This is a genomic window from Thermostichus sp. OS-CIW-20, assembly GCF_054061455.1.
In genome coordinates, this window is sequence record NZ_JBSSEF010000002.1 from 154,784 (window position 1) to 180,602 (window position 25,819).

Here is a 25,819-nt window from a genome sequence, read left to right on the forward strand (position 1 = left end):
TTCCTTTAGCTACCGTTTGCACCAGCGGGATAAAGTTCTCGCGAGGCTGCACGGCAAGTTTTGCTCAGGGAGCGATGGTAATGGGCGAGGGGCTGGTTTGGGTGGCTCTTTGGCCGCCCCGCTCCAGGATCACCTCAACGAGGCCGTTGTTGACCGGCTGCATGTTGAAGGGCAGTTGCTGCTGGGTTTCGTAGAGGCCGGGCGCCACCTCCCGCATCTCCACCTCCGGCGTCACCCCGACGATGCGAAAAGCTGCCCGCCCCCCCGGATCCCCTCGCATCGTAACTTTGAGGATCTCGCCCATGCGCAGGTTGGTGCTGTTGGTGGTGACATTGAAAATCCGGGGCAGCCCAGCAGCGACAGGTGCGGAGACCGGCTGGATGGTGGAGCGGGTTCCCTTAGATCCATCGATTGCAAAAGGAAAGATCTCCCGGTGTTCCTGGCTGAGGCCATCCTTAGTGAGCACAATTCGCAAAACGGGGTTGCTGGCTTGGTGGGTGGGGGCCACCACGTAGGTGCCCTCGTAGTGGTGGGGTCGCACCTCCCGCATCGGCTGGTTCAGGGCCAAATTCCCCAAATCAAACTGGGCGATCCCCCCCGAGTCCCCCCAGATGGCAATGGTGAGAATATCCCCTTCCACCAGGTCGCGCTGGGGATCCAAGCGAATCGCCTCAATACGCGGATAGCGGTTGCCGACTGGAGCCAGAGGAGCAGGCTCAGGGGTGGCCGGTTGTGGCAGAGGGGATGGGGGCGGAAACACCGATTCCACCGGCGGGGGAGCAACATTGCCCAGGGCCAGTTGAGGGAGCCGCCGCTGAACGCGGGTCTCCCGTCCGTTGAGGCTCAGTTGGATACGAATATCGGGACTGAGGGCGCTGTCCTGAGGGCCAAGGGTGTAAACGGCGCGGTAATAGCCGGGCTGCACCTCCTGCATGGGCAAGCCCTGCACCAAGCTGCCGATATCCACGGTGGCCCTGCCGTTGGGAGTGGCCTGGGCCTCAACAGTCAGAGTTCCCCCTGGCGGCACCACTCCCGACTCAGGGGTAATCCGCGTTTGCAAGATTTCGGGTTGGACAGTCTTGGCCACCGGAGCAGGAGAGGGACGCAACTGCGCCACCGGAGCTGGCAAAGGCGGAAGCTGACCGCGATACACCAGCGCCTGGTGCAACAGCACCGCCCCCTCGGCTCGGCTGAGCACCCGATTGGGCCGCAGCCGGGCCGGATCCGGCACATTCACCAATAGCCCTGCTTCCCCTGCCATCGCCACAAAAGCCCGCCCCACCTCCGGCACCTCGGCAGCATCGGTGTACAGAGCCATCCAGCGCTCAATATCGTCCTGGTTGGGAGCAGGCAATTGCAGGGCCCGCACCAAAATAGCCAGGGCTTCCAGGTGGGTGAGATCTCCTTGCGGGCGAAACTCGTTGCCCTCGTACAGGCGCATCGCTCCCGCCTGCAGCACCGCTTGGGCCGTCCAATAGTCGGGGGTATTGGGCTCGAGATCCCGAATCTCTTGTACCTGGTTGGGGTTGGGGACGTAGCCGAAAAACTCCGTTAGCCACTGGGCCAATTCCAGACGAGTCAAGGTCGCCGACAGCGGCTCCTGGGTGAGCACCAGGTCCGTCTGGCGCTCCAGCGCTGCCACGTAGGCATCGGCCCAGGCCAGCGAGGCTTGCTGCTCGACCCCTTGCGACCAGGCCGGCAAGCTGAGGCTTGACCAGCCTAGCGTCCAACATAGGCCCAAGGCTAGGGGCCACGAGCACCGCATAGCTGTTACTCCTGTTCCGTTGACATCCCCTCAGAGCCAGCTTATCTCAAAGTTCCGCCGTGTCCTCAAGCCCTCGATGTCAGTCGCGATTGCGCCCTTTGGCAGTGGGATCCCCTACCCCAGGCGTTCCGGCTCACGCTGCCCTAGAGTTGAACTCAGAGGCTGTTAGGAGATCTTACCTATGCAAGGATGGGGCCTCGCTTGGCGGCAAACAGCTTGAGCAATTGTCTTGTAACTTGTAGCTGTGCATGCAACTCCTTATCATTGTGTTATAGACTCAAAGAGCCCTTTTGCCCCTAGTGCAGGGAGGAGTTTTATGGCTGGCAACACTGGAGAGCGACCTTTTGTCGATATTATTACCAGCGTCCGCTACTGGGTTATTCATGCCCTGACCATTCCCGCTTTGTTTTTGGCGGGTTGGCTTTTTGTCAGCACCGGCTTGGCTTATGATATCTTTGGCACCCCGCGCCCCAATGAGTATTTCACCGCAGAGCGGCAGGAGTTACCGATTGTCAGCGACCGCTTCAACGCTCTTGAGCAACTGGAAAAGTTAACTCGCTAGGAAAGAGCAGGGCCAGGCTGGCAACTCTTTAGTTGTTGCGATTTGTAAATCTATTTTGCGTTCCAAGATGCAGGATCTGGACTATGGCGACCAAATCTGTTAACAAACCTGACGAGCCTGTTTTCTACCCCGTTTTTACTGTTCGTTGGTTGGCGGTGCATACTTTGGCGATTCCAACCGTTTTCTTTTTGGGAGCTATTGCCGCAATGCAGTTTATTCAACGGTGAACCCCATGGCTGATCAACCTGAGAAGAATCCCAACACCCAGCCGGTAGAGCTAAACCGCACCTCCCTATACTTGGGCTTGCTGCTGGTGTTTGTGGTGGGGCTGTTGTTTTCCAGCTACTTTCTCAACTGAGACTTCACTTGTCTCTGGTCTTAAGTTGAGAAAAAGCTGCAGGGATCAATGTAGGCTTACCTTAGCCAGCCCTTGGTTCTCTTTGCAGACTACGGGTGCAACTTTTTAGACCTATCTTTTTCTTCTGGAGGCCAGTTGCTATGACTAGTCAGGCAAGGATCCCTCTGTGGATAGTGGCTGTGGTTGTCGGTTTGGGTGTGGTCACGGTGGTTGGGCTTTTCTTCTATGGCTCCTATACCGGTCTTGGAGCGCCCGTGTAGTTTAGACAAGTAGAGGAGGGCGAGGGGCAGTAATCTAGACAGACCCCTCGCTCTGTTTCGTTTCGGGGTATGCGGGTCAGCTAGAAACCGCGGGAGCTCCCCTGTACCCCCCTATATCCCCCCGCCCAGCCCCCCTGTATCCCCCCGTATACGGGGGGACTGGGGGGCCGGGGGCCGGGCCGGTCAGTGACGGGAGGAATGCGGTCTGTTGATGTATAGTTACAGCATGCCCCAAGTCTTGACTATCAAACTGTTCGCGCTAGCGGGACGGAGTCCTTAGGTATCGGAGTCGCAAGCCGCCAAGCTGGATGCGACTCTGGACGCCTTTGTGCAGGCCTTGAACTGGGTGAATGAGAACACACCAGAGAAGATAGTCAACGCCGTCAAGCTCCAATCTCTCTGCTAGCGCGAGATTCGTACCTGCTTTGGGCTATCCTGGCACAACAGGTATGCAGACGGGTGGCAGGGTCGCGTAAGGTTGCCCGGCAACAGAACTGTCCGGTCAAGGCCTTCAAGGCAGGCTTCGTGACCTACGATGCCCGCATCTTTTCCTTCCGCGAGAACGACTGGACGGTGTCGCTGACCACCGTAGAGGGTCGGGAACGCTTTGAGTTGGCCATTGGCAACTATCAACGAGGGATGCTGGCCGGCACCAATCCCAAATTGGCCACGTTGGTCAAACGCAAAGAGGGTTCTCACTACATCCAGATTGGCGTCGAGCCAGACACCCCCAAGGCGATGGGGGTGGACTTGGGGAGGAGAGATATTGCCCATACCTCAGAGGAGGACAACTGGAATGGACAGCCGTTGAACCAGGTCAGAGACCACTCCTCCCGGCTGCGGGCGTCACTTCAACGCAAAGCCAGTCAGGGCACAAGATCTAGTCGGCGCAGATGCCGCCAACTCTTGCAACGGCTGTCTGGTCAGGAGAGACGCTTGCAAACCTGGGTCAATCCCTGCATCTCCAAAGCGATTGTGTCGAGGGCGCAGGCCACCCACAGTTTTATTGCCCTGGAAGACCTGAGTGGCATTAGGGAGCGCACCAACCGACAGCCGCGCAGTTAAGATAGAGCGGCGGCGGTCGAATAGTTGGGCGTTCTATCAACTGAAGCAGTTTGTGCAGTACAAGGCGCTGCGGGCCGGGATCCAGGTTGGGGTGGTGCCGCCTGCCTACAGCTCGCAGACCTGCCACCCGTGCCTGTGGATTGGGCAACGGGAAGGGAAGCATTTTCGTTGTGTGAACTCGGTCTGTGGCTGGAAAGGGGATGCAGATTTTAACGGTGCCAACGTGATTGCATTATTGGGGGCTGCTGTAAACCAGCCCCCCTACCTCCCCCCGTATACGGGGGGTTGGGGAGCGGTCGGAGCCCGGTAGTTTACACATCTCCCGTGAAGGGGAAGGGTGGCTTTGACACTCCCACCCAGGGGATTCTTACGCAGCCCAAAGTGGACTCGCGAAGGCGCTGTCAAGACGCCTCTAGACAGTCCTTTGAGGCATAACCTCAAAGTTCTGCTTACTTCGGACTTAAGTTCCGCCAGGTTAGTTATTGCCACGCGGGTTTTGCACCGCAGTAGGTTGTTTTCCTGGAGAAGCTCTGTACTAATAACAAAGAAGCAACTAAAGTGGCTCAAGGGCTTTTCCGCCGCGTACTCAAGTACGGGGCTACCAAGCTATCCTCTTGTGTAAGAGCAACGTGGCTACAGAGAAACGTGTTGAGCCAGCACAGCAGTCAGATGTTCTCTTTCTTGAAACAGACAGCGGCGCGAGCTGCTCTGGTCAGCTTCGGCTCAATTTTGCTGGCCGAAATGGGCGATAAAACCCAGTTGGCCACCCTGCTCCTCAGTGCCCACTCGCAAAATCTTGGGGTGATCTTCTGCGGAGCTGCTGCTGCCCTAATCAGCACCAGCTTCATTGGGGTATGGGCGGGGGCTTGGGTAGCGCGAGTCATCCCCCCCCGCTGGATCAAAACCTCGGCAGGCGTGGGGTTCCTCCTGATCGGCCTATCTCTGCTCTGGGGATCCCTGCCCATAGCTGGCTGAGCAGAGGCCTTCAGGATGGCTCCGGCAAAGCATGTTACGATTAAGGACGCCTCGCACTCCACCTGAGTGCCTCACTTTATGCCGGACAACCGGTCAGGAAGACCAGCATGGCCAAAAAACGCAACCTGAAGCGGGAAAAAGCCGAGCGCAACCGCGAGTATGCCAAGCAGTTTCAGAAAAGTCGTGCTCGCAATAGCCGCCGCTTCCGTTCTGTTCCTCGGGATCAGGAGGCCAGCGCTGGCGAAGAACAGCAGCCGTGATGGCAAGTTCGTCGAGAGGCTCTGTTGACCAACACCCTGACCGGAGCTAGCCCAGCAAAGCTGCTATTGTAGGCAGGGGTGGGCTGGAGCGGATAGCCATGAAGTACCGACGTATTCTGCTGAAGCTGAGCGGTGAAGCCCTGATGGGGGAACGTCCCTACGGGATTGACCCCGAGGTCTTGCAGTCCATTGCCAGTGAAGTAGCCTCGGTGGTGCGGGCGGGCGTGCAGGTGGCGATCGTGGTGGGAGGGGGCAATATCTGGCGCGGGCGCAAGGAAGCGGCTGCCCAGGGGATGGATCAAGCTTCTGCTGACTACGTGGGGATGTTGGCCACCGTCATCAACGCCTTAACCTTGCAAGATGCCATCGAGCGGGCCGGGATCCCGACGCGGGTGCAGACGGCCATTGCCATGCAGGAGGTGGCAGAGCCTTACATTCGTCGCCGCGCCATTCGTCACCTGGAAAAAGGGCGGGTGGTGATCTTTGGGGCAGGCTCTGGAAATCCCTTCTTCACCACCGACACGACTGCGGCCTTGCGGGCGGCGGAGATCGATGCCGAGGTGATCTTCAAAGCCACCAAGGTGGACGGGGTTTATGACGCGGATCCCAAGACCCATCCTCAGGCCCGCCGCTACGATGTCCTCAGCTACCAGGATGTGCTTACCCGCGATCTGCGGGTGATGGACAGCACTGCCATCGCCCTCTGCAAAGAAAATCAACTACCCATCGTGGTTTTCGACTTGACCACTCCCGGCAACATCTACCGGGTGGTGCAAGGGGAGCCCATCGGCACTTGGATTGGACAAACAACTCCCAAGAGCAATGGGATCCCTGCCCGCCTGGCCCAGGAGAGCGGATCCTAAGTGGGATAGGCCGAGGCTACACTGGGGGTGGCCCTAACTGACCGGTGACGGCCTGAAGATCTCTTCTGGCCACGCTAACCTGGCCAGAGGATGTGCTGTCGCGATGTGGAGGGGAAGGCGATGACCGATCACCGCGATCCCGCCTCGCCCGAAGGCCTGATCGCCCAAAGTGCTCCGCCCCGCTGCCGCCAACGCTGGGGTCGCCGTCTAGTGCAAGGCTTAGCTTTCCTGGTGGCCTTGGCCGTTGGATTTGGCTACTGGCGCTGGCAGACCTGGCTTCAGCCGCTGGGTGGCCCAGAGCCAATCCAGGTGGTGATCCAGCCGGGCAGCAGCAGCCGTTTAATCGGGAAACAACTGCACCAAGCGGGGGTGATCCGCTCTGCCTTGGCCTGGGAGCTGTGGAGCCGCACCTTTGGACGCGACTGGCTGTTTCAGGCAGGTACCTACGCTTTGGATCCCAACCAAGACATGCTATCCGTAGCCCGACAACTGCGGCAGGGCCGGATTCTGCAGCGGCGGCTGACCATCCCGGAGGGCTGGCGGATCGAGCAGATGGCGGCGGCCTTGGCGGAGCGCAACTGGTTGGCAGCCGATGTTTTCATCGCCACGGCCCGCGTGATCCCTCCCCTCGATTGGCTGCCCCCCAGCTTGAACTCCCTGGAAGGCTACCTCTTCCCCGACACCTATCTTTTTCCTGTCGAACAGGTGGAGGGATCCCTGCCGGATCAGCAAAAAGCCGAGATTGTCATCAACGCCATGCTGCAGCGGTTTGCCGCCGTGGCCCTACCCCTGTTTCGCCAGCACACTACTTCCCTCTCCTTGCATGAGTGGGTTACCTTGGCCAGCATTGTGGAGCGGGAGGCCGCCGTGCCGGAGGAGCGTGCCTTAATCGCGGGCGTCTTTTTGAACCGGCTCAAAAAGGGAATGCCCTTGGGAGCCGATCCGACGGTGGAATATGCCCTGAACATCCAGCAGACGCCAGATCGCCGCCTCACCCTTGCCGAGGTGCGTACCCCCTCCCCCTACAACACCTACCTCACCCCCGGCTTGCCCCCTGGCCCCATCGCCAGTCCGGGCTTGGCCAGCCTCAAAGCCGTTTTGGAGCCTGAGGAGACCGATTACCTCTACTTTGTGGCCCGCTACGACGGCACCCATGTTTTCAGCAAGACCCTAGCCGAGCACGAGGCAGCTCAACGGCAAATCCTCCGCGAGCGGCAGGGATCCCCGCCCACTTCGCAATGAGAAGGTCAGGAGCATTGGCAGTTGGTGGCTGAAAAGGTTCTCGATGGTACGCAAACCTTGGTTCAAGCTCCTGCAACCGGATGTGGTGGTGGCCGGCACTGTCTTGCGGCTGCGGGCAGAAGATCTGTTGGCCTGGCAGGTGAGGGGCGTCATCTTCGACGTGGACGACACGCTGGTGCCGATCCGCCAGGCTGAGGTGGATCCGGCTGTGGCCGCCTGGCTGGAGCAATTGCGCCCCCACTTTCAGATTTGGCTGGTGAGCAACAACCTCAACCGCAACCGCATTCGCCAAATCGGCGAGAGCTTGAACCTGCCTTCCATTCACGGCGCCGGCAAACCCTCGCGGCGCGCTCTGCGGCGGGCTGTGGCGCAAATGAACCTGCCGGTGGAGGCGGTGGCCATCGTGGGCGATCGCCTGTGGACGGATATCCTGGCGGGCAATCGGCTGGGCTTGGTTACCGTATTGGTCAACTCCCTCCTGCCCAAGACTCTGGAGAAGAGCCCTGCGGCCATCCTGGATCCCCGCGTTTGAGAGATTCTTTGGACAACCTCACCCCCGTCCCCTCTCCCAGAGGGAGAGGGGAGCTAGGAAATAACGTAACGAGCCGTTTCATTTTTGAAATGACTCTATAGGTTGTCAGGGGGTGGCGCATCCGCAAGTTGAAATCGAGAGACAGCTTGCAGAACTGACCCATCTGCCCAAGTTTTTTGTAGAGTGACGGCAGTGAGCCGGCTCCGGCATTGGGCCCGCCGGGTGGCGGTGTAAAGGCAGCGTCAAATTCAAAGGTTAAGCATGCAAACCATCCCTGTCGTCAAGTCCGCCATGCAACGGGTGAAGTCCATGATGCAGAAATCGCTGCGGTCTGTTCCCATCTCTCACCGTCCCAAGTCTCTGTTGATATCCCAGGGACGGAGTTTAATTAAGCTGAGCAGCCTGCTGGCCTTGCCCTTGCTGGTCTCGGCATGGCCCGCTTGGGCCTTGACCTTGGTGGCCCGTCCGGATCTACGCAGCCTCAAACGGGCACAAGTCATTCGGGTGGTCGATTACAACACCCTGGTTGTCCAGCTCGAAGGGGACTTGAATTTGCGGCTGGTGCAACTGATCGGGATTGCTCCTCTGCCGGCAGAGCTCAATCCTACGTGGACGAAGCTGCGCGGGCAAACCCCTCTGCCCATCTCCAATGCTGGTCAATACCTGCAGACGGCTTTGCTGGGGCGCGAGGTTTTCTTGGAGTTGGATCCCGCTCTGGCCCCCACCCCCACCCTGCCTGCCTACGTTTGGCGGGCCAATACCCTCATCAACCAGGAAATGCTGTTTTTGGGGCATGGCCTACTGTCGCCGCAAACCAATGGCCTCAAGTACGGCGTCATTCTCAAAGAGGCAGCCAATGCGGCAAGGCAACAGGGGCGCGGCTATTGGACGCCCTATGGCCCTCGCTAGAGGGAAGCCAAAGACAGGTCCAGAGCCGCCTGGCCCTTGGGGATGGCTCTCAACTTCAACAAACAGTTTCAACGGCTCTTCGGGAGAGGCGCTCCACCCCAGATCCCGTCCAAAAGGCGGGAGCGAGCCGTTCTCTCGAGATTGCTCACCTTTTGTATTTTCTTAGTATTTAGCCTGCTTATATATGATGATCTCAGGCGGGCTTTCGATCCTGGGCTGCCGAGTTCGCTGGGTTGGAAGGGATCCCGCTGGGTGATTTGGAGTTCCCTATGGCGGATGAACTGCCGTTTACCCTGGATCAGCTCCTCATCGTTCAGGCGATTGCGCAGCAGGGGAGTTTTCGGCGGGCTGCGGAGAGCCTGTTTGTCTCCCAGCCAGCGGTCAGCTTGCAGGTGCAGAACCTGGAGCGACAGTTGGGAGTGGTGTTGTTTGACCGCGGCGGGCGCAAGGTGGAGCTGACGGATGCGGGGCAGGTGTTGCTGCACTACAGCGAGCGCATCCTCAAGCTCTGCCGGGAAGCGGTTCAAGCTCTGGCCAATTTGCAAGAGATGGGAGGGGGGCACTTGGTTTTGGGGGCCAGCCAAACGGTGGGCACCTACGTCATGCCCTCTTTGATCGCGCAGTATCACCGCAGCTATCCCCAGATTTCGGTGCAGCTCTTGGTGCAATCCACACGGCGAATTGCCCAGAAGCTGGTGGAGGGTCGGCTGGATCTGGCCATTGTCGGCGGGGAGATCCCCTTTGACTTACAGCGGCATTTGAAGGTGATTGCTCTGGCGGAAGACGAATACGTGTTGGTCGGCGCCCCCAGCTGTGCCCTCGATGCTCCCGCCCTTGTGGATCTGTTGACTTTGCCCTTCATTACCCTGGATCCCCAGTCTTCCACGCGGCAGACCATCGACCGGGTGCTGAATCGCCACGGCATCAACCCGGGCCAGCTAAATGTACGGCTGGAACTCAGCTCGATTGAGGCAATCAAGAATGCCGTCCAGGCTGGCTTGGGGGTGGCTTTTTTGTCGATGGTGGCGGTGGGCTCCGACTTGGAGCAAGGGCGGCTGAAAAAGCTGGCGGTGGAAGGGCTGCAGATACGGCGCACCCTTTGGCTGGCGTTTAACCCGGAGCGCTATCAATCGCAGGCGGCCACCCGCTTTCGCGAGGGGCTGCTGAGCTGCCAAGACTGGCTGAAAACTCCCCCTCCCCACTTACAGTTGCTCGCTTGAATGGCAGCTTTTTCCGACCAGCTCGGAGAGAGCGGAGGGGATCCCTTAGAAGTGGAAAAAGCTGTATTCGTCGACTAGGGAGCTGATGAGGGAGCAAGAGCTACTGGAACGACTGCCCTTGGCGCAGCGTCTGGCGGAGTTGAGGGCCCGCATTCAAGAGATCCCGCTGCACACGGTGCAGTTGGAGGGATTAAATCTGGCGGGAGCAGAGTCCTGCTGGGTCGCCTATCGGGAGCTGGGGCAAGGCGAGATGCCGCTGCTGTTTTTGCACGGCTTCATGGCCACTCACGCCAATTGGTGGCCGCTGATGCAAGGGTTGGGCGACCGATACCGCTGCATCGCCCTGGATTTGCTGGGGTTTGGTCAGTCCAGCCAACCGGCTCTGCGCTACGACATCGCCGTGGAGGTAGAGTTTGTGCGCGGGTTTGTCGAGGCGCTGCGCCTGCCTGAGCCGGTGTTGGTGGGCCACTCTTTTGGCGGCTGGGTGGCGGCGGCCTACGCCATTCGTTACCCCCTGCGGGGGTTGGTCTTACTGGCGCCTGCCGGGATCCGCGACGACAGCTTTGTCAAACGCTACCGGCACATGCGGCTTTTGCTCCGGGAAGGCGCGTGGGTTGATAGGCTGCTGCGAGCCGCCATCCCCCTGGCCCGTTGGGGACGTTGGGAGGAGCGACTGGCTTGGCTGCTGTGGCTGCGGGGATCCCTGCGCCAACAGCCGGTGGCCCGCCAATTTCTCCGCCAGCGCCTGCGCCCCCAAGCTGCCGTCGATACGGTCGAACGTCAGCTTCATGCCATTCAGGTTCCCACCCTAGTAGTTGCCGCTGAGCGGGACGACACCATTCCCCTCTGGCATTGCCAAGCCTATGCGGAGGGGATCCCTGGAGCCCAGCTCAAGATCCTGCCCGGTGCTGGACACGCCATCCCTGCCCTGCATGCGGAGCAGGTGCTGCCCTTGATTCGAGAGTTTCTGGAGAGCTTGAGCCCAAAGCTGGACTAAGGGACGCCGACTCCTCCCTTTAGGCAAGGTGGCTTTCCCGGATTTAGACTAAGAAACCGCCCTCATGCCGAGCTTCTTAGGCCGGCAGACAGAGAACCCCCTCGGCATTTCGGCTGCCTCGGCCCCCCCGCCAAAGGGAGAGGGGAGCGGCAGGCAGCATACAGTTTTGCTACATCTTGCCATAGGCAGCGAGCTATAGACTTGGAGGGAGGTAGGCTGGCAGCGCGGCCGCTTTTTCCGGCAGATCCCTGGGAGGGCAGGAAGGGGAGTGGCGAAGATACCCATCTGGCTGCGGGGAGTGAGCTATGCCATCTATGGCTTTCTCTACCTGCCGATTTTGCTCATTGCTGTCTATTCCTTTAACCGCGCCCGCTTCGGGTTGGTGTGGACAGGCTTTACCTTCGATTGGTACTGGGCTCTCTTTCGCAATGCTGCGATCTGGCAGGCCACGCAAAATACCCTTGTCTTGGCTGGAGTCAGCACCCTGGTGAGCACGCTGCTGGGATCCCTTTTGGGCTATGGGCTGTACCGCTACCGCTTCCCCGGCCAGAAGGCTGTGCAGGGACTGCTGCTGTTGCCGGTGGTCGTCCCCGACATTGTGATGGCCATTACCCTGCTGTTGTTTTACCAGTTGGTGCGCGCCTACACCGGCTGGTTTGAGCTGGGCCTGGGGACGATGGTGATTGCCCACATCACCTTTCAGATTGCCTTTGTGGCCATCGTGGTGCGCAGCCGCCTGCAGCTTTTGGATCCGGCTTTGGAGGAAGCCGCCTACGACCTCTACGCCAACACCTGGCAGAAGCTGCGCTACGTCACACTGCCGCTGGCCATGCCAGGGATCCTGGCCGCGGCGCTGCTGGCCTTTACCCTCTCCATCGACGATTTTGTGATCTCCTTTTTCACCAGCGGGCCCGAAAGCCAGACCCTGCCCATTTTGATCTACAGCACGGCGCGGCGAGGGGTGACGCCGGAGATCAACGCCCTCTCCACCGTGATCGTCGCGATAACCTTGGTTGCCGTGATGGGCTTTCCCCTGCTCAGCCGCTCCTCTAGGGAGAGGGGCCGGGGGTGAGGGATCAAGTATTGAAATAGCGGGCCGCCGGGTGGTAGGCGACGATGGCGGTGGTGGACTGCTCAGGATCCAACTGGTCGCTTTCGTCCATCCTCAGGCCGATGCGCTCCGTCTGGAGCAGCTCCAACAAAACTCGCTGATCGGCGATGTTGGGGCAGGCGGGATAGCCGAAGCTGTAGCGGGAGCCGCGGTAGCCCTGGTGCAGGATCTGGCGGATGTCGGGGCTGTCCTCGCCGCCAAAGCCCAGCTCCCGCCGGATGCGGGCATGGCACCACTCCGCCAAGGCCTCTGCCAGGGTGACGGCCAGGCCGTGGAAATAGAGATAGTCGGTGTACTGGCCCTCGGCAAAGAGGTGCTGGGCGTAGGCCGTGGCCTCTGGCCCCACTGTAACTGCCTGCATGGGGAAGACGTCCACCAGGCCGGTGGAGCGGTCGGCGAAGAAGTCGGCAATGCAGAGGCGCTGGCCGCTCTTCTGGCGGGGGAAGGTGAAGCGGGCCAGCTCCCGCACCTGGGGAGAAAGCCGAGGGCGATCGACGGTGGGCAATTGCAAATAGGTGGTGGAGCCGGGCTCTAGAGCAAACAGCTCGGGGAAGCTGGCCGGGTCGAAGAGGATCACCGTATTCCCTTCCGCCTGCGCCGGGAAGTAGCCATAAACCACCTGCGGGCGCAGCAAGTCCTCGGTAACAATCCGCTCCTTCCAGCGCTCGATCACCGGCTCCACCTGGGTGGCGAGAAACTGGGCAAACTCCTCCGCCGACTGGTCGCGGGGCTTGCGGATCTGCCACTGGCCGGCTACCAGGGCCTGCTTGTCGATGTAGAAGAAGACCTCCGGCCAGGGGATCTGATCCGGCTCGAGAACTTGGGATCCCCAGAAGGGGGGGATGGGCCGCTCGGTATCGAGGGTAACCGCCTCGGAACGACGGGTGTCTGCCCCGCCGTCGCCAGCCGAGACAGCAGGGGCAGGAGCGGCGCCCACGGTCACCTCTGGAGCCGGCAAGGTGGGATCCCTTTCCTCCACGGCTGCCGCAGCTCTCCTCTGGCGGTTGTCAGAGCGGGATCCCAGCTCGAAGTTATCCAGAAAACCCAGCCGGTCATCCCAGCGCCCGGCCGCCTTGGCCTGCATCAGCCGATCCATAAAGTGCAGGTCGGCAAAGGCGTCGCGGCCGTAGATGACTTGGCCCTTGTAGGTCTGGCGGCAGTCTTCTTCCACAAAGCGGCGGGTGAGGGCCGCCCCTCCCAAGATCACCGGCACGGTAATGCCCCGCTCGTTAAACACCTCCAGATTCTCCTTCATAAAGGCGGTGGATTTCACCAACAGGCCGCTCATGGCAATGCAGTCGGGCTTGTACTTTTCGTAGGCCTCGATGATGTTTTCCACCGGCTGCTTGATGCCCAAATTGATGACCTTGTAGCCGTTGTTGGTGAGGATGATGTCCACCAGGTTTTTGCCGATGTCGTGGACATCCCCCTTGACGGTGGCGATCAAGAAGGTGCCTTTGCACACCTCCCCGCCTACTTTTTCCATGAAGGGCTCCAGGTATTTCACCGCCGCCTTCATGGTTTCTGCCGACTGCAGCACAAACGGCAGTTGCATTTTGCCGGCGCCAAAAAGCTCCCCCACCTCCTTCATGCCGTCTAGCAAAAAGGTGTTGATGATCTCCAGGGGGGGGTATTTCTGCAGCGCCTCTGCCAGGGTCTCCTCCAGGCCGATGCGCTCGCCGTCGATGATGTGCCGCCGCAGCCGCTCCTCCAAGGGCAGTTTGGCCAGGGATCCGGTCGCCCGCAGCTCCTGCCCGGAAACCCCCGCAAACAGCTCCGTCAGCCGCGCCAGGGGATCGTAGGTGCAGATGCCCTCAGCGTTGAACTGGCGCCGATCCCAGATCAGATCCCGGCACACCTGCTGCTGTTCTTCCGGGATCTTGCTCAGGGGCAGGATCTTGGCGGCGCTGACGATGGCGGCATCCAGGCCGGCCTGGCGGCACTCGTGCAAAAACACCGAGTTCAAGACCACGCGGGCTGCCGGCGAGAGCCCAAAGGAGATGTTGGAGATGCCCAAGAGAATGTGGGCCTCAGGAAAAGCCTGGCGGATGCGGCGGATGGCCTCCAGGGTAGCCGCCCCGTTGGCCCGGTCTTCCTCGATGCCGGTGGAGATGGGCAAAGCCAGCGGGTCAAAGAAAATCTCGTAGGGCGGGATCCCGTACTCAACGGCCTGGCGATAGGCCCGCTCGGCAATCTGGAACTTCTTCTCGGCGGTGCGGGCCATGCCTTCCTCGTCGATGGTGCCGATGACCACCCCCGCGCCGTAGGTCTTGGCCAGCTCCAGCACCTTGAAGAAGCGCTCTTCCCCATCCTCGTAGTTGGTGGAGTTGAGCAGGCACTTGCCCCCGGCCACCTTGAGGCCGGCCTCCATCTTCTGCCAGTCGGTGGAATCCAGCATCAGGGGAATGGGTATCTGGGTCACCAGCCGCGAGACCAGCTCCCGCATATCCCGCACCCCGTCCCGGCCCACATAGTCCACGTTGACATCCAAGATGTGGGATCCCTCCCGCACCTGCTCCCGCGCCAGGGCCACCAGGCCGTCCCAATCTTCGGCATTCAGCAGCTCCCGCATCTTCTTGGAGCCGCTGGCGTTGAGCCGCTCGCCGATGATCAAAAAAGAGTTCTCCTGCAGGTAGGGCTGAGGGGCATAGATGGAAGCGGCAGCCTGGATGCGCTCGACGGAGCGGCGTTTGGGCCGCAGCCCCCGCACAGCCTGCACCAAAGCGGCGATGTGATCCGGGCGGGTGCCGCAGCAGCCCCCCACCACCGCCACCCCCAGATCCCGCACAAAGTGCTCCAGGTGGAAGCGCAACTGCTCCGGCGTGAGCTTGTAGTGGGCCTTGCCGCCGATGTTTTCCGGCAGGCCGGCGTTGGGGATGCAGGAGATGGGAAAGGGAGAATGGCGGGAGAGGTAGCGGATGTGCTCAGCCATCTTGTCCGGCCCGGTGGCGCAGTTGAGGCCCAGCACATCGATGGGGTAGGGCTCCAGGATGGCCAGCGCCGCCCCGATCTCCGTGCCCACCAGCATCGTCCCCTGCACCTCAAAGGTCAGAGACACCACCAGCGGCAGGCGGATCCCGCGCCGGGCAAACTCCTGCTGCACGGCCACCAGCGCCGCCTTGGTCTGCAGGATATCTTGACAGGTCTCGATGATGAGGAGATCCACCCCCCCGTCGATCAGGCCCCGCACCTGCTCGGCGTAGCTGGCCCGCATCTCGTCAAAACCGATGTGCCCTAGGGTGGGCAGCTTGGTGGTGGGGCCGATGGAGCCGGCCACAAAGCGAGGCTTTTCCGGCGTCGAAAACTCCGCCGCCAGCCGCTTGGCCAGGCGCGCTGCCGCCACGTTCAGCTCGTAGGCTTTTTCCGCGATCCCGTACTCGGCCAAGACGATCGAGGTGGCGCCAAAAGTATCGGTCTCGATGACATCGGCCCCCACCTCCAGAAAGCCCCGGTGTACCCGCTCCACCGCCTCCGGCTTGCTCAGCACCAGGATCTCGTTGCAGCCTTCTAGCTCCGGCCCGCCAAAATCCGCTGCCGTCAGGTTCTGGGCTTGCAGAGAGGATCCCATTGCCCCGTCGAAGACGATCACACGTTCCTGGAGATGCTGCAGGAAGGGATGGGTCATAGGCGGTGCGGCGCTGGCAGGGATCCTTTCCTTTTAAGGTAGTCTGATTTAAGGTAGCATTGAGCCACTTCCCCGGACTAGGCCAACCCAGGGATCCCCTAGACCAGGATCTCAGAGCCGGGACGGGGTGGGGTGAAGTTAAGATTTTCTTCGTCTGCCCCGTTGCTGTTTCCCCAAGGGCGGGCTAATTTAGGGAAGACATTTTGGTGTGAACGGCTACAGTTGCCTGCAGGGATCTTCCTCAAGGTCGCTTGCTGGCGGCTGCAATGCGCTCTTCTCCTTATAGGTTGGGGTGATTGAGGTGCTGAATATCCTGCCCTCTCAGTAAGTGGCCTGGATTGTGCCAGGGGATAGGCAAAGCCAAAGACTTGCCTTTCGAGATCTCAGGAGGTTTTACCCATCAAAACGGGTTTTGCGCCAGTTCGGTTAAACCCTATGAGCGATATCTGCTTCGAGATTGGCCTGAGCGATCGGTTGCCTAGAAGCGGGCGAGCTTGCCCGGCGCAAGTGGGGTTTGGGTCTGCGGAACTTGACTCCCTCCATCTGGCGTCAGGGGCCGCAGCAAAGTTGGAACCTGCTTCCCTCATTTCAGGGCCTAGAACCCCTTAGTCTCCTCCAGTTGTCTGTGATTAAAGTTACGAGGAACTCAGCATGGCTCAAGCAAAGGAATTGGTGCAGTCTGGTCATACGGCTCTTCTCGAACCGGATCTGGAAAGTTCATCCTCCATCCCTCTGGATGCGGACAATGAGGTGGATCCCCTCGAGACGGAACTGGATGCCAGTGACACTGATGCTTTTGATGAGGATGATGAGGACGACGAAAAGTCCCTCGAGGAGGATGCCGATGCTGCTGCCGCCGCTGCCAAGGGCCGTTCCAAGCGCAAAGCGGCCAGCAAGAAAAAACCCTACACCGATGACTCCATCCGCGTCTATTTGCAGGAAATCGGGCGTATCCGCCTGTTGCGGGCAGATGAAGAAATTGAGCTAGCCCGCAAAATTGCCGACCTGCTGGAGCTAGAGCGGGCTCGCGAGGCCGTTTTCCAGCGTATGGGCCTCTGGTCCGACCCAGAGGAGGTACCGGAGACGCTGTGGGCAGAAGAAGTGAAGATGTCCCTGCCCGAATTCCGGCGGCGCTTGCATCGGGGGCGACGGGCCAAAGAAAAGATGGTGCAGTCCAATCTGCGGCTGGTGGTCTCCATTGCCAAGAAATACATGAACCGAGGCCTGTCGTTTCAGGATCTCATCCAAGAGGGATCCCTAGGTCTGATCCGGGCAGCGGAAAAGTTTGACCACGAGAAGGGCTACAAGTTTTCCACCTATGCCACTTGGTGGATTCGCCAGGCCATCACCCGCGCCATTGCCGACCAATCGCGCACCATTCGCCTGCCGGTTCACCTTTACGAGACCATCTCCCGCATCAAGAAGGTCACCAAGCAGCTTTCTCAGGAGCTGGGCCGCAGGCCGACCGAAGAGGAGATCGCCACCCGCATGGAGATTACCATCGAGAAGTTGCGCTTCATCGCCAAGTCGGCTCAGCTTCCCATCTCTCTGGAGACTCCCATCGGTAAAGAAGAGGATTCGCGGCTGGGCGACTTCATCGAGTCGGAAGGGGAAACCCCTGAGGAGCGGGTGGCCAAGGTTTTGCTCCGAGAGGATCTGGAAAGCGTGCTGGAAACTCTTACCCCCCGCGAGCGGGATGTGTTGAAGCTGCGCTACGGCCTAGACGATGGCCGCATGAAAACCCTGGAGGAGATCGGCCAGATCTTCAATGTGACCCGCGAGCGGATCCGGCAGATCGAGGCCAAGGCGCTGCGCAAGCTGCGCCACCCCAATCGCAACAGTGTGTTGAAAGAGTACATCCGCTAGGATCCGGTCTTAGGATGGACTCAGTTGCCGCTGCCAACCGACGTGTGGAGCCTCTTCAGCATGAACCCCAATGAGACGCCGGATCCCAACTTTCCTGAGAAGGCCGACATAGAGGCCAAGGATGTACCTCCGGCCCAGGTGGAGTACCACGTGGAGGAGTTTAAGATCAGCGGGGACGAGCTGTTGGCCAAAATTCGCGAGCTGATCGAGGAGGCCAATGTTCGCCGCATTCTGATCAAAAATGCCGAAGGGCAGACGCTGATCGAGATCCCTCTGGGCGTAGGCGTGGCGGCAGGGGTGTTGGGGGCGGCTCTGTTCCCGGTGTTGGCGGCTGTGGGAGCGATCGGGGCTCTGGTGGCCAAGCTGACCATTGTGGTGGAGCGAACCCTTCGGGATGATTCTTAGCTGATCAACGTTGTTTTGAGCGTCCTGAACAATTGCGGCGCTTCTGGGCAGCCCTGACCTTCTACACTGCCTTGCCTTTGGGGCGGGCGGGCGGGCTACAGTTTGAGGGCATTGCCGCCTGGCTGCCGGCGGTGGGCCTGCTGTTGGGCGGGATCCTCACCCTGGCGGCGCTTTTGCTGCAGATTTTCCCGCCGCCGGTGCGAGCAGCTTTGCTCGTGGCTCTGTGGGTGCTGTTAACCGGCGGGCTGCACCTGGATGGGGTGGCTGACACTGCCGATGGGTTGGCGGTCAACGTCCCCAAAAGCTTTGCCGACGCGGAACGGCCAGCCGTCAACGGGCTATCCCGCCGCCTGCAGGTGATGAGGGACAGCCACACCGGGGCCTATGGGGTGCTCGCCTTGGTGCTGGTGTTGCTGCTGAAATTTGCTGCCCTGAGCAGCCTGCAGGTCTGGCCTCTCTTGCTCTTGGTGCCGGCCTGGGGGCGCTGGGGCCAGTTGCTCGCCATTGTCCTATACCCCTATCTGCGCGACCAGGGATCCGCCCGCTTCCTCAAAGACTCCACTTCCCTGCCGGGATCCCTGTGGCCGGGCACGCTGCTGTTGCTGGCCATCAGCGGGGGGGTGGGCTGGGCCGGGCTCCTGGCTTGGCGGCCTTTGCTGCTTTGGACGCTGGGATCCGCCCTGGGAGCCCTGGCCGTGGGCTATTGGCTCTACCGCCAGTTGGGAGGGCACACAGGGGACACCTACGGAGCTACGGTGGAATGGTCGGAAGCGATAGCCTTGTTGTGGGGATCCCTGCTTGGCCCGTCCTAGCCCCCCTCTCCTTTTGGGATTGGGAGAGGGGCCGAGGGGGAGGGCCTCTAGACTAGGCCAACTTGCTTGGCCAAGCCCAATTGTTGGCGGGCCGTTTGGCAATCCTGCCGGATCTGCTGGATTAAGTCTGCCACACTGGGAAACCGCCGCTCTGGGCGGATAAAGCCTTGCAGCGCCACCTGCACCTCTTGCCCGTAGAGATCGCCTGTCCAATCCAGCAGATGCACCTCAACGGTGTGCTGCAGCCCGGCAAACGTGGGCCGATGGCCAATGTTCATCACCCCAGGCAGGGCTGCCGCCTCAGCAGGCACATTCACCCAAACGCTGTACACCCCGTCGCGGGGCAAAAACTTCTCCGGCGGCAGGCGCAGATTGGCGGTGGGAAAACCCAGCTCTCGGCCTCGCCGATCCCCTGGCACCACCTCTCCGATCAGCCGGTAGGGACGGCCCAAGAGCTCCGTTGCCGCCGCCACCTCCCCCGTAGCCAGGGCAGCGCGAATGCGAGAGCTGCTCACCCGCTCCCCCTTCAGTTGCGCCTCCGGGATCACCTCCACCGGAATGCAGCGCTCGGATCCCCAAGCCTGGAGAGTTTGGGCATTGCCCGAGCGACGGTGGCCAAAGCAGAAATCCCAGCCGACGCTGAGATGGCGAACGCGCAAGCCCTGTTCCAGTACTGTTTGGATAAACTCTTGGGGCGGCTGGCGGGCAAAGGCAGGAGTGAAGGGGAGCAACACCACCTGCTCAAAACCCATCTGCGCCAGCAGAGCCAGCTTTTCGGCAGGGGGAGTGAGCAACAGTTGCCTGCGCCCCGTCAATACTTCTTGGGGGTGAGGATGAAAGGTGAGAACCGTGCGCACCCCCTGCAGGGAGTCGCGAATGGGCTGCAGCACTTTCTGATGGCCCAGGTGCAAGCCATCGAAGTTCCCGATGGCAACGGCGGTGGGTCGCAAGGTTTGAGCCAGGTCAGAAGTTACGTGCACCGCTTGGGATCCCGAACAACAGCTGATTAACCACCGCCCGACAATCTCTACCAGAGGGGCCAAAGCAAAGCCATCAGCCCGCTCAGGCCGGCCACAGCCCACAAGCTACGTCGCAGGCGCTGCAACACAGGGTCGATTTGATAGTGGACGATCAGCCGATGCTGCGCCAGCTCCTCGTCCGATTTCGCGTAGATCGCCCCATCGTACCAGCCACTTTCTTCATAGGGGATCCGCGCCTGCACCAAGCGCCGCCGCACATAGGCCCATCCCAAGTAGAGGTGGAGCAACACCAGGCTGAGCAAGGCATTGGCCCCCAGCACAGACCCAGAGACGAAGTGGCCCCAATCCCCGGCAAAGCTGCCCCAGACCAGCGGCGAAACCGCCAGCACGACCACCCCCCAAACAGCGAAGATTCGCTTGAGATAGGGGATCCACTCCAAAGCGGGCCAGGAAAAAGGAAAAGACTCCCTCAGCTCTGCATACTGCCGCAGCGGCTGTTGCTCAGCAGGAATGGGATGGGAGGGATCCACCATATGGCCTTAATGTATCTACACAAAATGATACTGGCAGGCCCAGCCCCCCGCCAAGCCCAGCCCAGCCGCAGTTCAACCGAGGAGAAGAGGAGTATCGTATTAGAGTGTGGTCGCATCTACCTCTCGTTCTACCATGAGCGTCCCAGGCGAACCTGCCGCCACCACCGCCCCCTATGTGATCCTGAGAGAGCCGGACGGCAGCCAGAGGAAGTACATTCTCGCCGGAGCGACCGCTTGGACGCTGGGCCGCGATGAAGACAACGCCATCGTCCTGACCGATCCCAGCGTTTCCCGCCAACATGCCCTGCTGCAATACCTGGACAACAACAGCATCTATCTCATCGATCTGGGCAGCCGCAACGGCTCGTTCGTCAACAATCGCCGCGTCAGCATTCCCACCCTGCTGCAAGATGGAGATCACCTCACCCTCGGACAATCCCAGCTCGAGTTCCACAGCGGATCCCTGGCCAGCCCAGAACCCAGTCCTGCGGCCAAACTGTCGGACACCCTGGTTTTGCAAACCCGCTGGCTGATCTCGGTGGCCGTGGTGGATGTGCGCGGCTACGGACAACTGACCCAGCAACTGGACGAGCGCCTCCTCTCCCAGGTGATGGGCGATTGGTTCCGGCGCGGCGGAGATATCATTCAGCAGTACGGCGGCACTGTCGATAAGTACATCGGCGACGCGATCATGGCCGTCTGGTTTCATGCGCCCCAGGCCAATGAGGATCCCTTACAAGCTGAACAAGTGGGGATCGAGCTCGACGTGAAGTCGGTTTTGCGGGCCATGGTGAAGCTGTTTCAGATGACCGAGCAACTGAACGGCGAGTTTCCGCTGCCTTCTCCCCTGCGCCTGGGGGCGGGCGTCAACACCGGCTCGGCCATTGTGCGCCAGGTGGGCAACAACACCCGCCAGGAATACACCGCCCTGGGCGATACGGTCAATTTGGCCTTTCGCATCGAGAGTGTTACCCGCACCCTCAACGCCGACTTGGCCATCAGCCACGACACCTATACCTGCTTGGCGCAACAACTGGGACAGGCAGCTACCTGCTTTGCGCAGCAGGCGGTTCAGCTCAAGGGATATACCCACCCGCACCAGGTGTACTACTGCGATGTGGGGGCTCTGCAGGCCGTTCTCGGCACCTAGACCCCGCATCCCGATAGCTGGGGACGGCTCGCCGGGCCATGGGATCCCGCTGTTCTTCCAGAACCTTCTGCCGCTCTGTCGGCCGATGGGAGGGCAAGGCCCTTTCGACCGCACAAGAGCCCGACTCCTGACTGGGGTGAATCGGTGGTGGCAGAGCTTGATCAGGGGGAAAACCTGCGCAAAAGCTGCGGATCCACCTCGCCCACATAGGTATTCAGCCCGATAGCCGTGGCGATCAAAGCCCCATCCACCTCCACCCGCCGGTACTGGGCGATGGCCTCTGCCAGGGGCACATCCACCACGCGCCGATTTTGCCAGGCCACCATGCGGTCGTACTTGCCCTGGGCGATCAAGTCCACAGCCGCCACCCCAAAAGCTGCCCCCAGCAGACGATCCAAAGGAGAAGGGGTGCCTCCCCGCTGCAGATGGCCCAAAACCATCACCCGCGTCTCGATGCCGGTGCGCAGCGCGATCTCGTTGCCGATGTAATAGCCAATACCGCCGTAGAGAGACTGCCCCAGGCTGTTGGTGTAGGTCACCGGCTCTCCCGACTCGGTGCGAACAGCCTCCGCCACCACCACAATGCTGAAATTGTTGCCCCGCTCTTTGCGGTCGAGGATTCTTTTGCAGACGTTTTCCAGCTTGTAGGGGATCTCCGGGATCAGGATCACATGCGCCCCCCCGGCGATGCCAGCGCTGAGGGCAATGTGACCGGCATCCCGCCCCATCACCTCCATGACCATGACGCGGCTGTGGCTGATGGCCGTGTAGGTGAGCTGATCCAGAGCCTGCACCGCCACGCTCAGAGCCGTATTGAATCCCACGGAATACTCGGTGGCGCCGACATCGTTGTCGATGGTCTTAGGGATCCCGACAAAGTTCCAATCCCCCTGCAAAGCTAGCTGCCGGAGAATGGCCAGGCTGCCATCTCCCCCCACCCCAATGAGCGCATCCAACCCCAGCCGGTGGTAACCCGTGATCACCTCTGCCGAGCGATCCACCAAGCTGCCATCGGGCATGGGATAGGCGAAGGGGTTGCCCCTGTTCACCGTACCCAGAATGGTGCCGCCATAGCGCAAAATGCCCGAAACCCGCTTCACGTCCAGCAGCTCCGCTTCCACCGGTCGCGCCATCAGACCTGCGGTCGCGTTTTTGATGCCGTAAACCTCCATGTCATAGTCGCGGGCCCGCCGCACCACCGCCCGGATGACGGCGTTGAGGCCGCCACAATCGCCACCGCTGGTGAGGATCCCAATTCGCTTCCGTTTCGGCATGGTGCTCTAGGATGAACAGTTTGAACAAAAAAATTAAGAACTTCTTCGCTCCGCAGTTTCGAGCCGACTAGACTCTACTCCTGCAAGTGGCTTACAGCGGGCCCTGGGCCCTAGCAAGCTGTAGCCATGGGGCGCTTGACCAACCGCAGAGAAGGGAAGGCGACGGCTGGATTGATTATGTCCAGCCCTTGGGACCAAGATGCCTAGCAGAGTTTGCAGTGGGCGAGCGGCTCCGCAGACAAGACCAATTGTTCAGCATCCTTCACAACAAAGAATTAAGAAATATTGCTTGGCAAAGCTAAGTTTGGAGCAGTTTCCGCTATCTCTGAGGATAGATCCTGTAGGCAAGACTTGGGGGGAACAACTTGCCAAAAAACCAAAATTATTTGTTAAGCAACTTTGATCAAAACCCATTCAGGCCAATAAGGGTAGAGATGATGGAGATATAAGGATCGGGTCTGAGTTGGGAGAAGCATTATGACTCAAACCATTGCCCAATGTGGGCTGCGGGGGGCCTCAGAGCTGCTCAGCCGTTACCGGCAAGGAGAGCGTCACTTTCCCCAATCTTGTCTGGAGTACGCCTTCTTGCGGGGGGTCGATCTGCGCCGGGCCGACCTGCGCGGGTCTGACTTGCATGGGGCCAACCTGCGCTATGCCAACCTGCGCGGCAGCAATCTGGCCAATGCCGACTTGCGCTGTGCCGATCTGCGCTATGCCGACCTGGAGGGAGCCTGTTTGGAGGGAGCCAATTTAAGCGGAGCCCAGTACAACCACAACACCTGCTTCCCCGCCGGTTTCGATCCGGTAACGGCAGGGATGCAACGGTTCGAGTTTTAGTCAAGCTTTCAATCAAGGCGGGTGCTGCCTTGCAGCCGTAGCAAGCTCTCTAAAAAAATCGGGATCCCCAGGCGGGGATCCCAGGCTGTTTATCGGGTTAGCTAGGGCTGCGTCCGGAAGCTCTTCACCTCCAAGACCGGCCCCACCTGAGCCACCGTCACCATATCTTCTTTGAGCTGTCCCTGGATGGTGACTTCCAACCCCTCTTGTAAGAGCTCTTTGGGGGCGCGGAAGAGGGCGTAGTGCTGGCCGGAAGGGAGCGTCAGCACCCACACCCCCCCTTCGATATCCAGGAACTCGATGGTACCGCTGTATTCTTGCATCACTTCCTCAGCGCTAAACCGGTGCTGCTGGGCTGGGAATCCAGGATGGCTTGCGCCCCCAAATAGGCCAGGCCCAGGCAGAGCAAACCATTGAGAAGCAAGAAGGAGCGCCCCAGCCAAGCAGAGGATCCAAGCCATAGTACCCCCTCATAGAACAGGGATCCAGCTAGAAGCAGATGGGAGGCCATGCCGATGGAGAGGCCGACAACCGCCCAACGCCAGCGCCGATGTCCCAGGAGCAGCACCATCAACAGCCCTGGGATCAACACGCTGGCAAACAAGGGGTTCAAGGCATTGGTCTGGGCTAAGGCCGTGCCCAGCTCCGGCAGGGAGCTCCCCGCCAATTGGAAGGGCCAGCGAGGGGCACCCACAATGGCCAGGCCCTGCAGCGGGAAGAGGCCGGCGCTGCCCAGCAGGATCCCTCCCAGGAGGGGCGCCGTTGCCAGCATGGGCTTGGGAGCCAGCCACCAGCGGATCAGCACCAGGATGATGTAGCCGCCCACCACCATCAGCAGCTTGGGCACCAGGGCAATCGGGCCGCCGTCAAACCAGAAGCGAGGGTTGAGGTAGCCGTTGTTGTTCAGGTATTGCAGGAAGTCCTTCAGCCACAGCAGCAGGGGGTTCTCCTCTTGCTGACCGGTGGCCCTGGCCAGCGCCTTGGCAGCATCCAGACGACCGGCGCCGTAGAAGTTCTGCTTGTCGCCGGGCACCGGGGTGGCCGACATCTTCAGCACCTCTTCCACCTTGTCCGGATCTTTGATGCCCTGAGCCTGGATCAGCGCTGCTACGCCGGCCACGTGGGGAGTGGCCATGCTGGTGCCTTGGAAGTAGGCAAAGACCGGCTCGTTGGGGTTGCGTCGGTTGATGGTCTGCTGCAGAATGCCGTGCTCAGGATGCTCGGGAGTCTTGGCCCCGCCGGGAGCGGCGATATCTACCCCAACCCCATAGTTGGAGTAGGGGGCTTTGCTGCCATCGGGCCCGGTGGCCGAGACGGCGATGACATGCGGGTAGCGGGCCGGGTAGCTCACCTGGCTTGAGTTTTCGTTGCCGGCGGCGGCGATGATCGTCACCCCTTTGCTGTGGGCATAGGCTACGGCCTCCTCCATCAGTCGGGCCGAAGCGCGGCTACCCAGGCTGAGGTTGATGATCGTGGCGCCGTGGTCGGCAGCATAGCGGATCCCTTCCACCACGTCTGACAGGGATCCAAAACCATTGGCATCCAGCACCCGCACCGGCATGATCTTGGCCTTGAAGGCAACCCCGGCCACGCCTAGGGTGTTGTTGGTGGATTGGGCGATGGTGCCGGCCACATGAGTGCCATGGCCGTTGAGGTCGGTGGGATCCTCATCGTCGTCCACGAAGTCGTAGCCCTGCACAAATTGCGTTTGGGCCAGATCCGGCACCCGCGTCACCCCGGTGTCCACCACGGCTACCGTCACCCCTTCTCCCTGGGAAATGTCCCAGGCTTCCGGCATGCGGATGGCTCGCAGGTTCCATTGCTGGGGATAGAGGGGATCGTCGGGCACAAAAGCCGCCTGAAATTGGTAATTGGGGTGGGCATACTCGACCAGGGCTTCCCGCGAGAGCCGTTTGATGAGCCGCCGTGTGGCTCCTGGATGTTCCGCATCCACATCGAACAGGTAGATAGCCTCCTGGCGGGCAAAAGCGCTGTTGCTGCTGGGTCGCAGCGGCAAATTGTAGGCTTTGGCAAGAGCAGCGATCTCAGTGGGAGTGGCCGTGTTGACAAAGTTGACCACGATGCTGTCGTAGGGGGTGGATCCCTTGCCGCAGGCCGTCAGCAGCAGTGCCATCAGGCCAGCGCAGCAGAGACCCAACCAGCGTCTGAAGTTCATCATGCACGCCCTCGGGATCCAAAATTGTTGCCACCAGTATGC

At 60.6% G+C, this 25,819-nt stretch carries 25 protein-coding genes and 1 pseudogene; 19 read left to right on the forward strand and 7 right to left on the reverse strand.

The features are described from left to right. Window positions 1-64 precede the first annotated feature (64 nt). A complete protein-coding gene (locus ACVWXC_RS01615) occupies window positions 65-1,765 on the reverse strand; it encodes an S-layer homology domain-containing protein (protein WP_099812837.1) in 1,701 nt (566 codons plus the stop codon). Between the two features lie 316 nt (window positions 1,766-2,081). On the opposite strand from ACVWXC_RS01615, the gene psbE reads away from it, so the two are divergent. The 14 genes and pseudogenes from psbE to ACVWXC_RS01685 all read left to right on the forward strand — a co-directional run bounded on the left by psbE (window position 2,082) and on the right by ACVWXC_RS01685 (window position 12,080). Further along, window positions 2,082-2,327 (forward strand): cytochrome b559 subunit alpha, encoded by a 246-nt coding sequence (psbE, locus tag ACVWXC_RS01620; RefSeq protein WP_011431225.1) that lies wholly within the window; start codon window positions 2,082-2,084, stop codon window positions 2,325-2,327. Window positions 2,328-2,410: 83 nt separating this feature from the next. Further along, a complete protein-coding gene (psbF, locus tag ACVWXC_RS01625) occupies window positions 2,411-2,554 on the forward strand; it encodes a cytochrome b559 subunit beta (RefSeq protein WP_011431224.1) in 144 nt (47 codons plus the stop codon). Between the two features lie 5 nt (window positions 2,555-2,559). Beyond that, the gene (locus ACVWXC_RS01630; RefSeq protein ID WP_011431223.1) at window positions 2,560-2,685 is read left to right on the forward strand and encodes a photosystem II reaction center protein L; all 126 of its coding nucleotides are present in this window, start codon (window positions 2,560-2,562) and stop codon (window positions 2,683-2,685) included. A gap of 140 nt (window positions 2,686-2,825) precedes the next feature. Then, window positions 2,826-2,945 (forward strand): photosystem II reaction center protein J, encoded by a 120-nt coding sequence (locus ACVWXC_RS01635; RefSeq protein ID WP_011431222.1) that lies wholly within the window; start codon window positions 2,826-2,828, stop codon window positions 2,943-2,945. A 304-nt stretch (window positions 2,946-3,249) separates the two neighbouring features. Beyond that, window positions 3,250-4,320 (forward strand): annotated as a pseudogene (locus ACVWXC_RS01640) (RNA-guided endonuclease InsQ/TnpB family protein). Window positions 4,321-4,679: 359 nt separating this feature from the next. Next, entirely contained in the window at window positions 4,680-4,985 is a 306-nt protein-coding gene (locus ACVWXC_RS01645) for a TMEM165/GDT1 family protein (RefSeq protein ID WP_099812838.1), read from the forward strand. A 107-nt stretch (window positions 4,986-5,092) separates the two neighbouring features. Further along, window positions 5,093-5,245, forward strand: a complete 153-nt coding sequence (locus tag ACVWXC_RS01650) for a hypothetical protein (protein ID WP_011431218.1) — start codon at window positions 5,093-5,095, stop codon at window positions 5,243-5,245. A gap of 98 nt (window positions 5,246-5,343) precedes the next feature. Further along, the gene (gene pyrH / locus ACVWXC_RS01655; RefSeq protein WP_011431217.1) at window positions 5,344-6,108 is read left to right on the forward strand and encodes a UMP kinase; all 765 of its coding nucleotides are present in this window, start codon (window positions 5,344-5,346) and stop codon (window positions 6,106-6,108) included. A gap of 120 nt (window positions 6,109-6,228) precedes the next feature. Continuing rightward, window positions 6,229-7,350: an endolytic transglycosylase MltG gene (mltG, locus tag ACVWXC_RS01660; RefSeq protein WP_011431216.1), complete on the forward strand. Its 1,122-nt coding sequence runs from the start codon at window positions 6,229-6,231 to the stop codon at window positions 7,348-7,350. Window positions 7,351-7,393: 43 nt separating this feature from the next. Then, a complete protein-coding gene (locus ACVWXC_RS01665) occupies window positions 7,394-7,882 on the forward strand; it encodes a YqeG family HAD IIIA-type phosphatase (protein ID WP_011431215.1) in 489 nt (162 codons plus the stop codon). 261 nt (window positions 7,883-8,143) lie between these two features. After that, window positions 8,144-8,791 (forward strand): thermonuclease family protein, encoded by a 648-nt coding sequence (locus ACVWXC_RS01670; RefSeq protein ID WP_011431214.1) that lies wholly within the window; start codon window positions 8,144-8,146, stop codon window positions 8,789-8,791. 269 nt (window positions 8,792-9,060) lie between these two features. Beyond that, window positions 9,061-10,011, forward strand: a complete 951-nt coding sequence (locus ACVWXC_RS01675; RefSeq protein WP_011431213.1) for a LysR substrate-binding domain-containing protein — start codon at window positions 9,061-9,063, stop codon at window positions 10,009-10,011. A gap of 85 nt (window positions 10,012-10,096) precedes the next feature. Continuing rightward, window positions 10,097-11,008: an alpha/beta fold hydrolase gene (locus ACVWXC_RS01680; RefSeq protein WP_457390651.1), complete on the forward strand. Its 912-nt coding sequence runs from the start codon at window positions 10,097-10,099 to the stop codon at window positions 11,006-11,008. A gap of 268 nt (window positions 11,009-11,276) precedes the next feature. After that, window positions 11,277-12,080 carry an ABC transporter permease gene (locus ACVWXC_RS01685; RefSeq protein WP_206336834.1) on the forward strand — a complete coding sequence of 268 codons (804 nt, stop codon included), beginning with the start codon at window positions 11,277-11,279 and terminating at the stop codon, window positions 12,078-12,080. A gap of 4 nt (window positions 12,081-12,084) precedes the next feature. Here the strand turns inward: ACVWXC_RS01685 and metH are convergent, their stop codons facing one another. After that, window positions 12,085-15,744: a methionine synthase gene (metH, locus tag ACVWXC_RS01690; protein WP_457390649.1), complete on the reverse strand. Its 3,660-nt coding sequence runs from the start codon at window positions 15,742-15,744 to the stop codon at window positions 12,085-12,087. 651 nt (window positions 15,745-16,395) lie between these two features. Between metH and rpoD the strand changes: the two genes are divergently transcribed. The 3 genes from rpoD to cobS are packed head-to-tail and all read left to right on the forward strand — an operon-like array spanning window position 16,396 to window position 18,827. Beyond that, the gene (rpoD, locus tag ACVWXC_RS01695) at window positions 16,396-17,610 is read left to right on the forward strand and encodes an RNA polymerase sigma factor RpoD (RefSeq protein ID WP_457390647.1); all 1,215 of its coding nucleotides are present in this window, start codon (window positions 16,396-16,398) and stop codon (window positions 17,608-17,610) included. 60 nt (window positions 17,611-17,670) lie between these two features. Further along, window positions 17,671-18,015 carry a DUF4342 domain-containing protein gene (locus ACVWXC_RS01700; RefSeq protein WP_011431206.1) on the forward strand — a complete coding sequence of 115 codons (345 nt, stop codon included), beginning with the start codon at window positions 17,671-17,673 and terminating at the stop codon, window positions 18,013-18,015. A 32-nt stretch (window positions 18,016-18,047) separates the two neighbouring features. Beyond that, the gene (gene cobS, locus ACVWXC_RS01705) at window positions 18,048-18,827 is read left to right on the forward strand and encodes an adenosylcobinamide-GDP ribazoletransferase (RefSeq protein ID WP_011431205.1); all 780 of its coding nucleotides are present in this window, start codon (window positions 18,048-18,050) and stop codon (window positions 18,825-18,827) included. A 47-nt stretch (window positions 18,828-18,874) separates the two neighbouring features. Here cobS and ACVWXC_RS01710 read toward each other — a convergent pair whose 3' ends face one another. Together ACVWXC_RS01710 and ACVWXC_RS01715 are read right to left on the reverse strand one after the other, a co-directional pair. After that, window positions 18,875-19,807: a bifunctional riboflavin kinase/FAD synthetase gene (locus ACVWXC_RS01710; RefSeq protein ID WP_099813328.1), complete on the reverse strand. Its 933-nt coding sequence runs from the start codon at window positions 19,805-19,807 to the stop codon at window positions 18,875-18,877. Window positions 19,808-19,854: 47 nt separating this feature from the next. After that, entirely contained in the window at window positions 19,855-20,340 is a 486-nt protein-coding gene (locus ACVWXC_RS01715; RefSeq protein ID WP_099812843.1) for a CGLD27 family protein, read from the reverse strand. Window positions 20,341-20,473: 133 nt separating this feature from the next. Here ACVWXC_RS01715 and ACVWXC_RS01720 point away from each other — a divergent pair, with 133 nt between their 5' ends. Next, on the forward strand, window positions 20,474-21,490 hold the full coding sequence (locus ACVWXC_RS01720) for an adenylate/guanylate cyclase domain-containing protein (RefSeq protein WP_011431202.1): 1,017 nt from the start codon (window positions 20,474-20,476) through the stop codon (window positions 21,488-21,490). A gap of 161 nt (window positions 21,491-21,651) precedes the next feature. Here the strand turns inward: ACVWXC_RS01720 and ACVWXC_RS01725 are convergent, their stop codons facing one another. Next, entirely contained in the window at window positions 21,652-22,764 is a 1,113-nt protein-coding gene (locus ACVWXC_RS01725; RefSeq protein ID WP_099812844.1) for an ATP-dependent 6-phosphofructokinase, read from the reverse strand. A 477-nt stretch (window positions 22,765-23,241) separates the two neighbouring features. Between ACVWXC_RS01725 and ACVWXC_RS01730 the strand changes: the two genes are divergently transcribed. Next, entirely contained in the window at window positions 23,242-23,601 is a 360-nt protein-coding gene (locus tag ACVWXC_RS01730) for a pentapeptide repeat-containing protein (protein ID WP_011431201.1), read from the forward strand. A 101-nt stretch (window positions 23,602-23,702) separates the two neighbouring features. Here ACVWXC_RS01730 and ACVWXC_RS01735 read toward each other — a convergent pair whose 3' ends face one another. After that, window positions 23,703-23,924, reverse strand: coding sequence for a hypothetical protein (locus ACVWXC_RS01735; protein WP_011431200.1), 222 nt, complete (start codon window positions 23,922-23,924; stop codon window positions 23,703-23,705). Further along, complete coding sequence (locus tag ACVWXC_RS01740) at window positions 23,924-25,780, reverse strand: S8 family serine peptidase (RefSeq protein WP_011431199.1); 1,857 nt, start codon at window positions 25,778-25,780, stop codon at window positions 23,924-23,926. Before ACVWXC_RS01740 ends, ACVWXC_RS01735 begins: the two co-directional genes overlap by 1 nt. Window positions 25,781-25,819 lie beyond the last annotated feature (39 nt).

Bases quoted from the DNA above. Each gene is read 5' to 3' on its own strand.
- ACVWXC_RS01615 (WP_099812837.1), bottom strand. From the start codon at position 1,765: ATGCGGTGCTCGTGGCCCCTAGCCTTGGGCCTATGTTGGACGCTAGGC.
- psbE (WP_011431225.1), top strand. From the start codon at position 2,082: ATGGCTGGCAACACTGGAGAGCGACCTTTTGTCGATATTATTACCAGC.
- psbF (WP_011431224.1), top strand. From the start codon at position 2,411: ATGGCGACCAAATCTGTTAACAAACCTGACGAGCCTGTTTTCTACCCC.
- ACVWXC_RS01630 (WP_011431223.1), top strand. From the start codon at position 2,560: ATGGCTGATCAACCTGAGAAGAATCCCAACACCCAGCCGGTAGAGCTA.
- ACVWXC_RS01635 (WP_011431222.1), top strand. From the start codon at position 2,826: ATGACTAGTCAGGCAAGGATCCCTCTGTGGATAGTGGCTGTGGTTGTC.
- ACVWXC_RS01645 (WP_099812838.1), top strand. From the start codon at position 4,680: ATGTTCTCTTTCTTGAAACAGACAGCGGCGCGAGCTGCTCTGGTCAGC.
- ACVWXC_RS01650 (WP_011431218.1), top strand. From the start codon at position 5,093: ATGGCCAAAAAACGCAACCTGAAGCGGGAAAAAGCCGAGCGCAACCGC.
- pyrH (WP_011431217.1), top strand. From the start codon at position 5,344: ATGAAGTACCGACGTATTCTGCTGAAGCTGAGCGGTGAAGCCCTGATG.
- mltG (WP_011431216.1), top strand. From the start codon at position 6,229: ATGACCGATCACCGCGATCCCGCCTCGCCCGAAGGCCTGATCGCCCAA.
- ACVWXC_RS01665 (WP_011431215.1), top strand. From the start codon at position 7,394: ATGGTACGCAAACCTTGGTTCAAGCTCCTGCAACCGGATGTGGTGGTG.
- ACVWXC_RS01670 (WP_011431214.1), top strand. From the start codon at position 8,144: ATGCAAACCATCCCTGTCGTCAAGTCCGCCATGCAACGGGTGAAGTCC.
- ACVWXC_RS01675 (WP_011431213.1), top strand. From the start codon at position 9,061: ATGGCGGATGAACTGCCGTTTACCCTGGATCAGCTCCTCATCGTTCAG.
- ACVWXC_RS01680 (WP_457390651.1), top strand. From the start codon at position 10,097: ATGAGGGAGCAAGAGCTACTGGAACGACTGCCCTTGGCGCAGCGTCTG.
- metH (WP_457390649.1), bottom strand. From the start codon at position 15,744: ATGACCCATCCCTTCCTGCAGCATCTCCAGGAACGTGTGATCGTCTTC.
- rpoD (WP_457390647.1), top strand. From the start codon at position 16,396: ATGGCTCAAGCAAAGGAATTGGTGCAGTCTGGTCATACGGCTCTTCTC.
- ACVWXC_RS01700 (WP_011431206.1), top strand. From the start codon at position 17,671: ATGAACCCCAATGAGACGCCGGATCCCAACTTTCCTGAGAAGGCCGAC.
- ACVWXC_RS01715 (WP_099812843.1), bottom strand. From the start codon at position 20,340: ATGGTGGATCCCTCCCATCCCATTCCTGCTGAGCAACAGCCGCTGCGG.
- ACVWXC_RS01720 (WP_011431202.1), top strand. From the start codon at position 20,474: ATGAGCGTCCCAGGCGAACCTGCCGCCACCACCGCCCCCTATGTGATC.
- ACVWXC_RS01725 (WP_099812844.1), bottom strand. From the start codon at position 22,764: ATGCCGAAACGGAAGCGAATTGGGATCCTCACCAGCGGTGGCGATTGT.
- ACVWXC_RS01730 (WP_011431201.1), top strand. From the start codon at position 23,242: ATGACTCAAACCATTGCCCAATGTGGGCTGCGGGGGGCCTCAGAGCTG.
- ACVWXC_RS01735 (WP_011431200.1), bottom strand. From the start codon at position 23,924: ATGCAAGAATACAGCGGTACCATCGAGTTCCTGGATATCGAAGGGGGG.
- ACVWXC_RS01740 (WP_011431199.1), bottom strand. From the start codon at position 25,780: ATGATGAACTTCAGACGCTGGTTGGGTCTCTGCTGCGCTGGCCTGATG.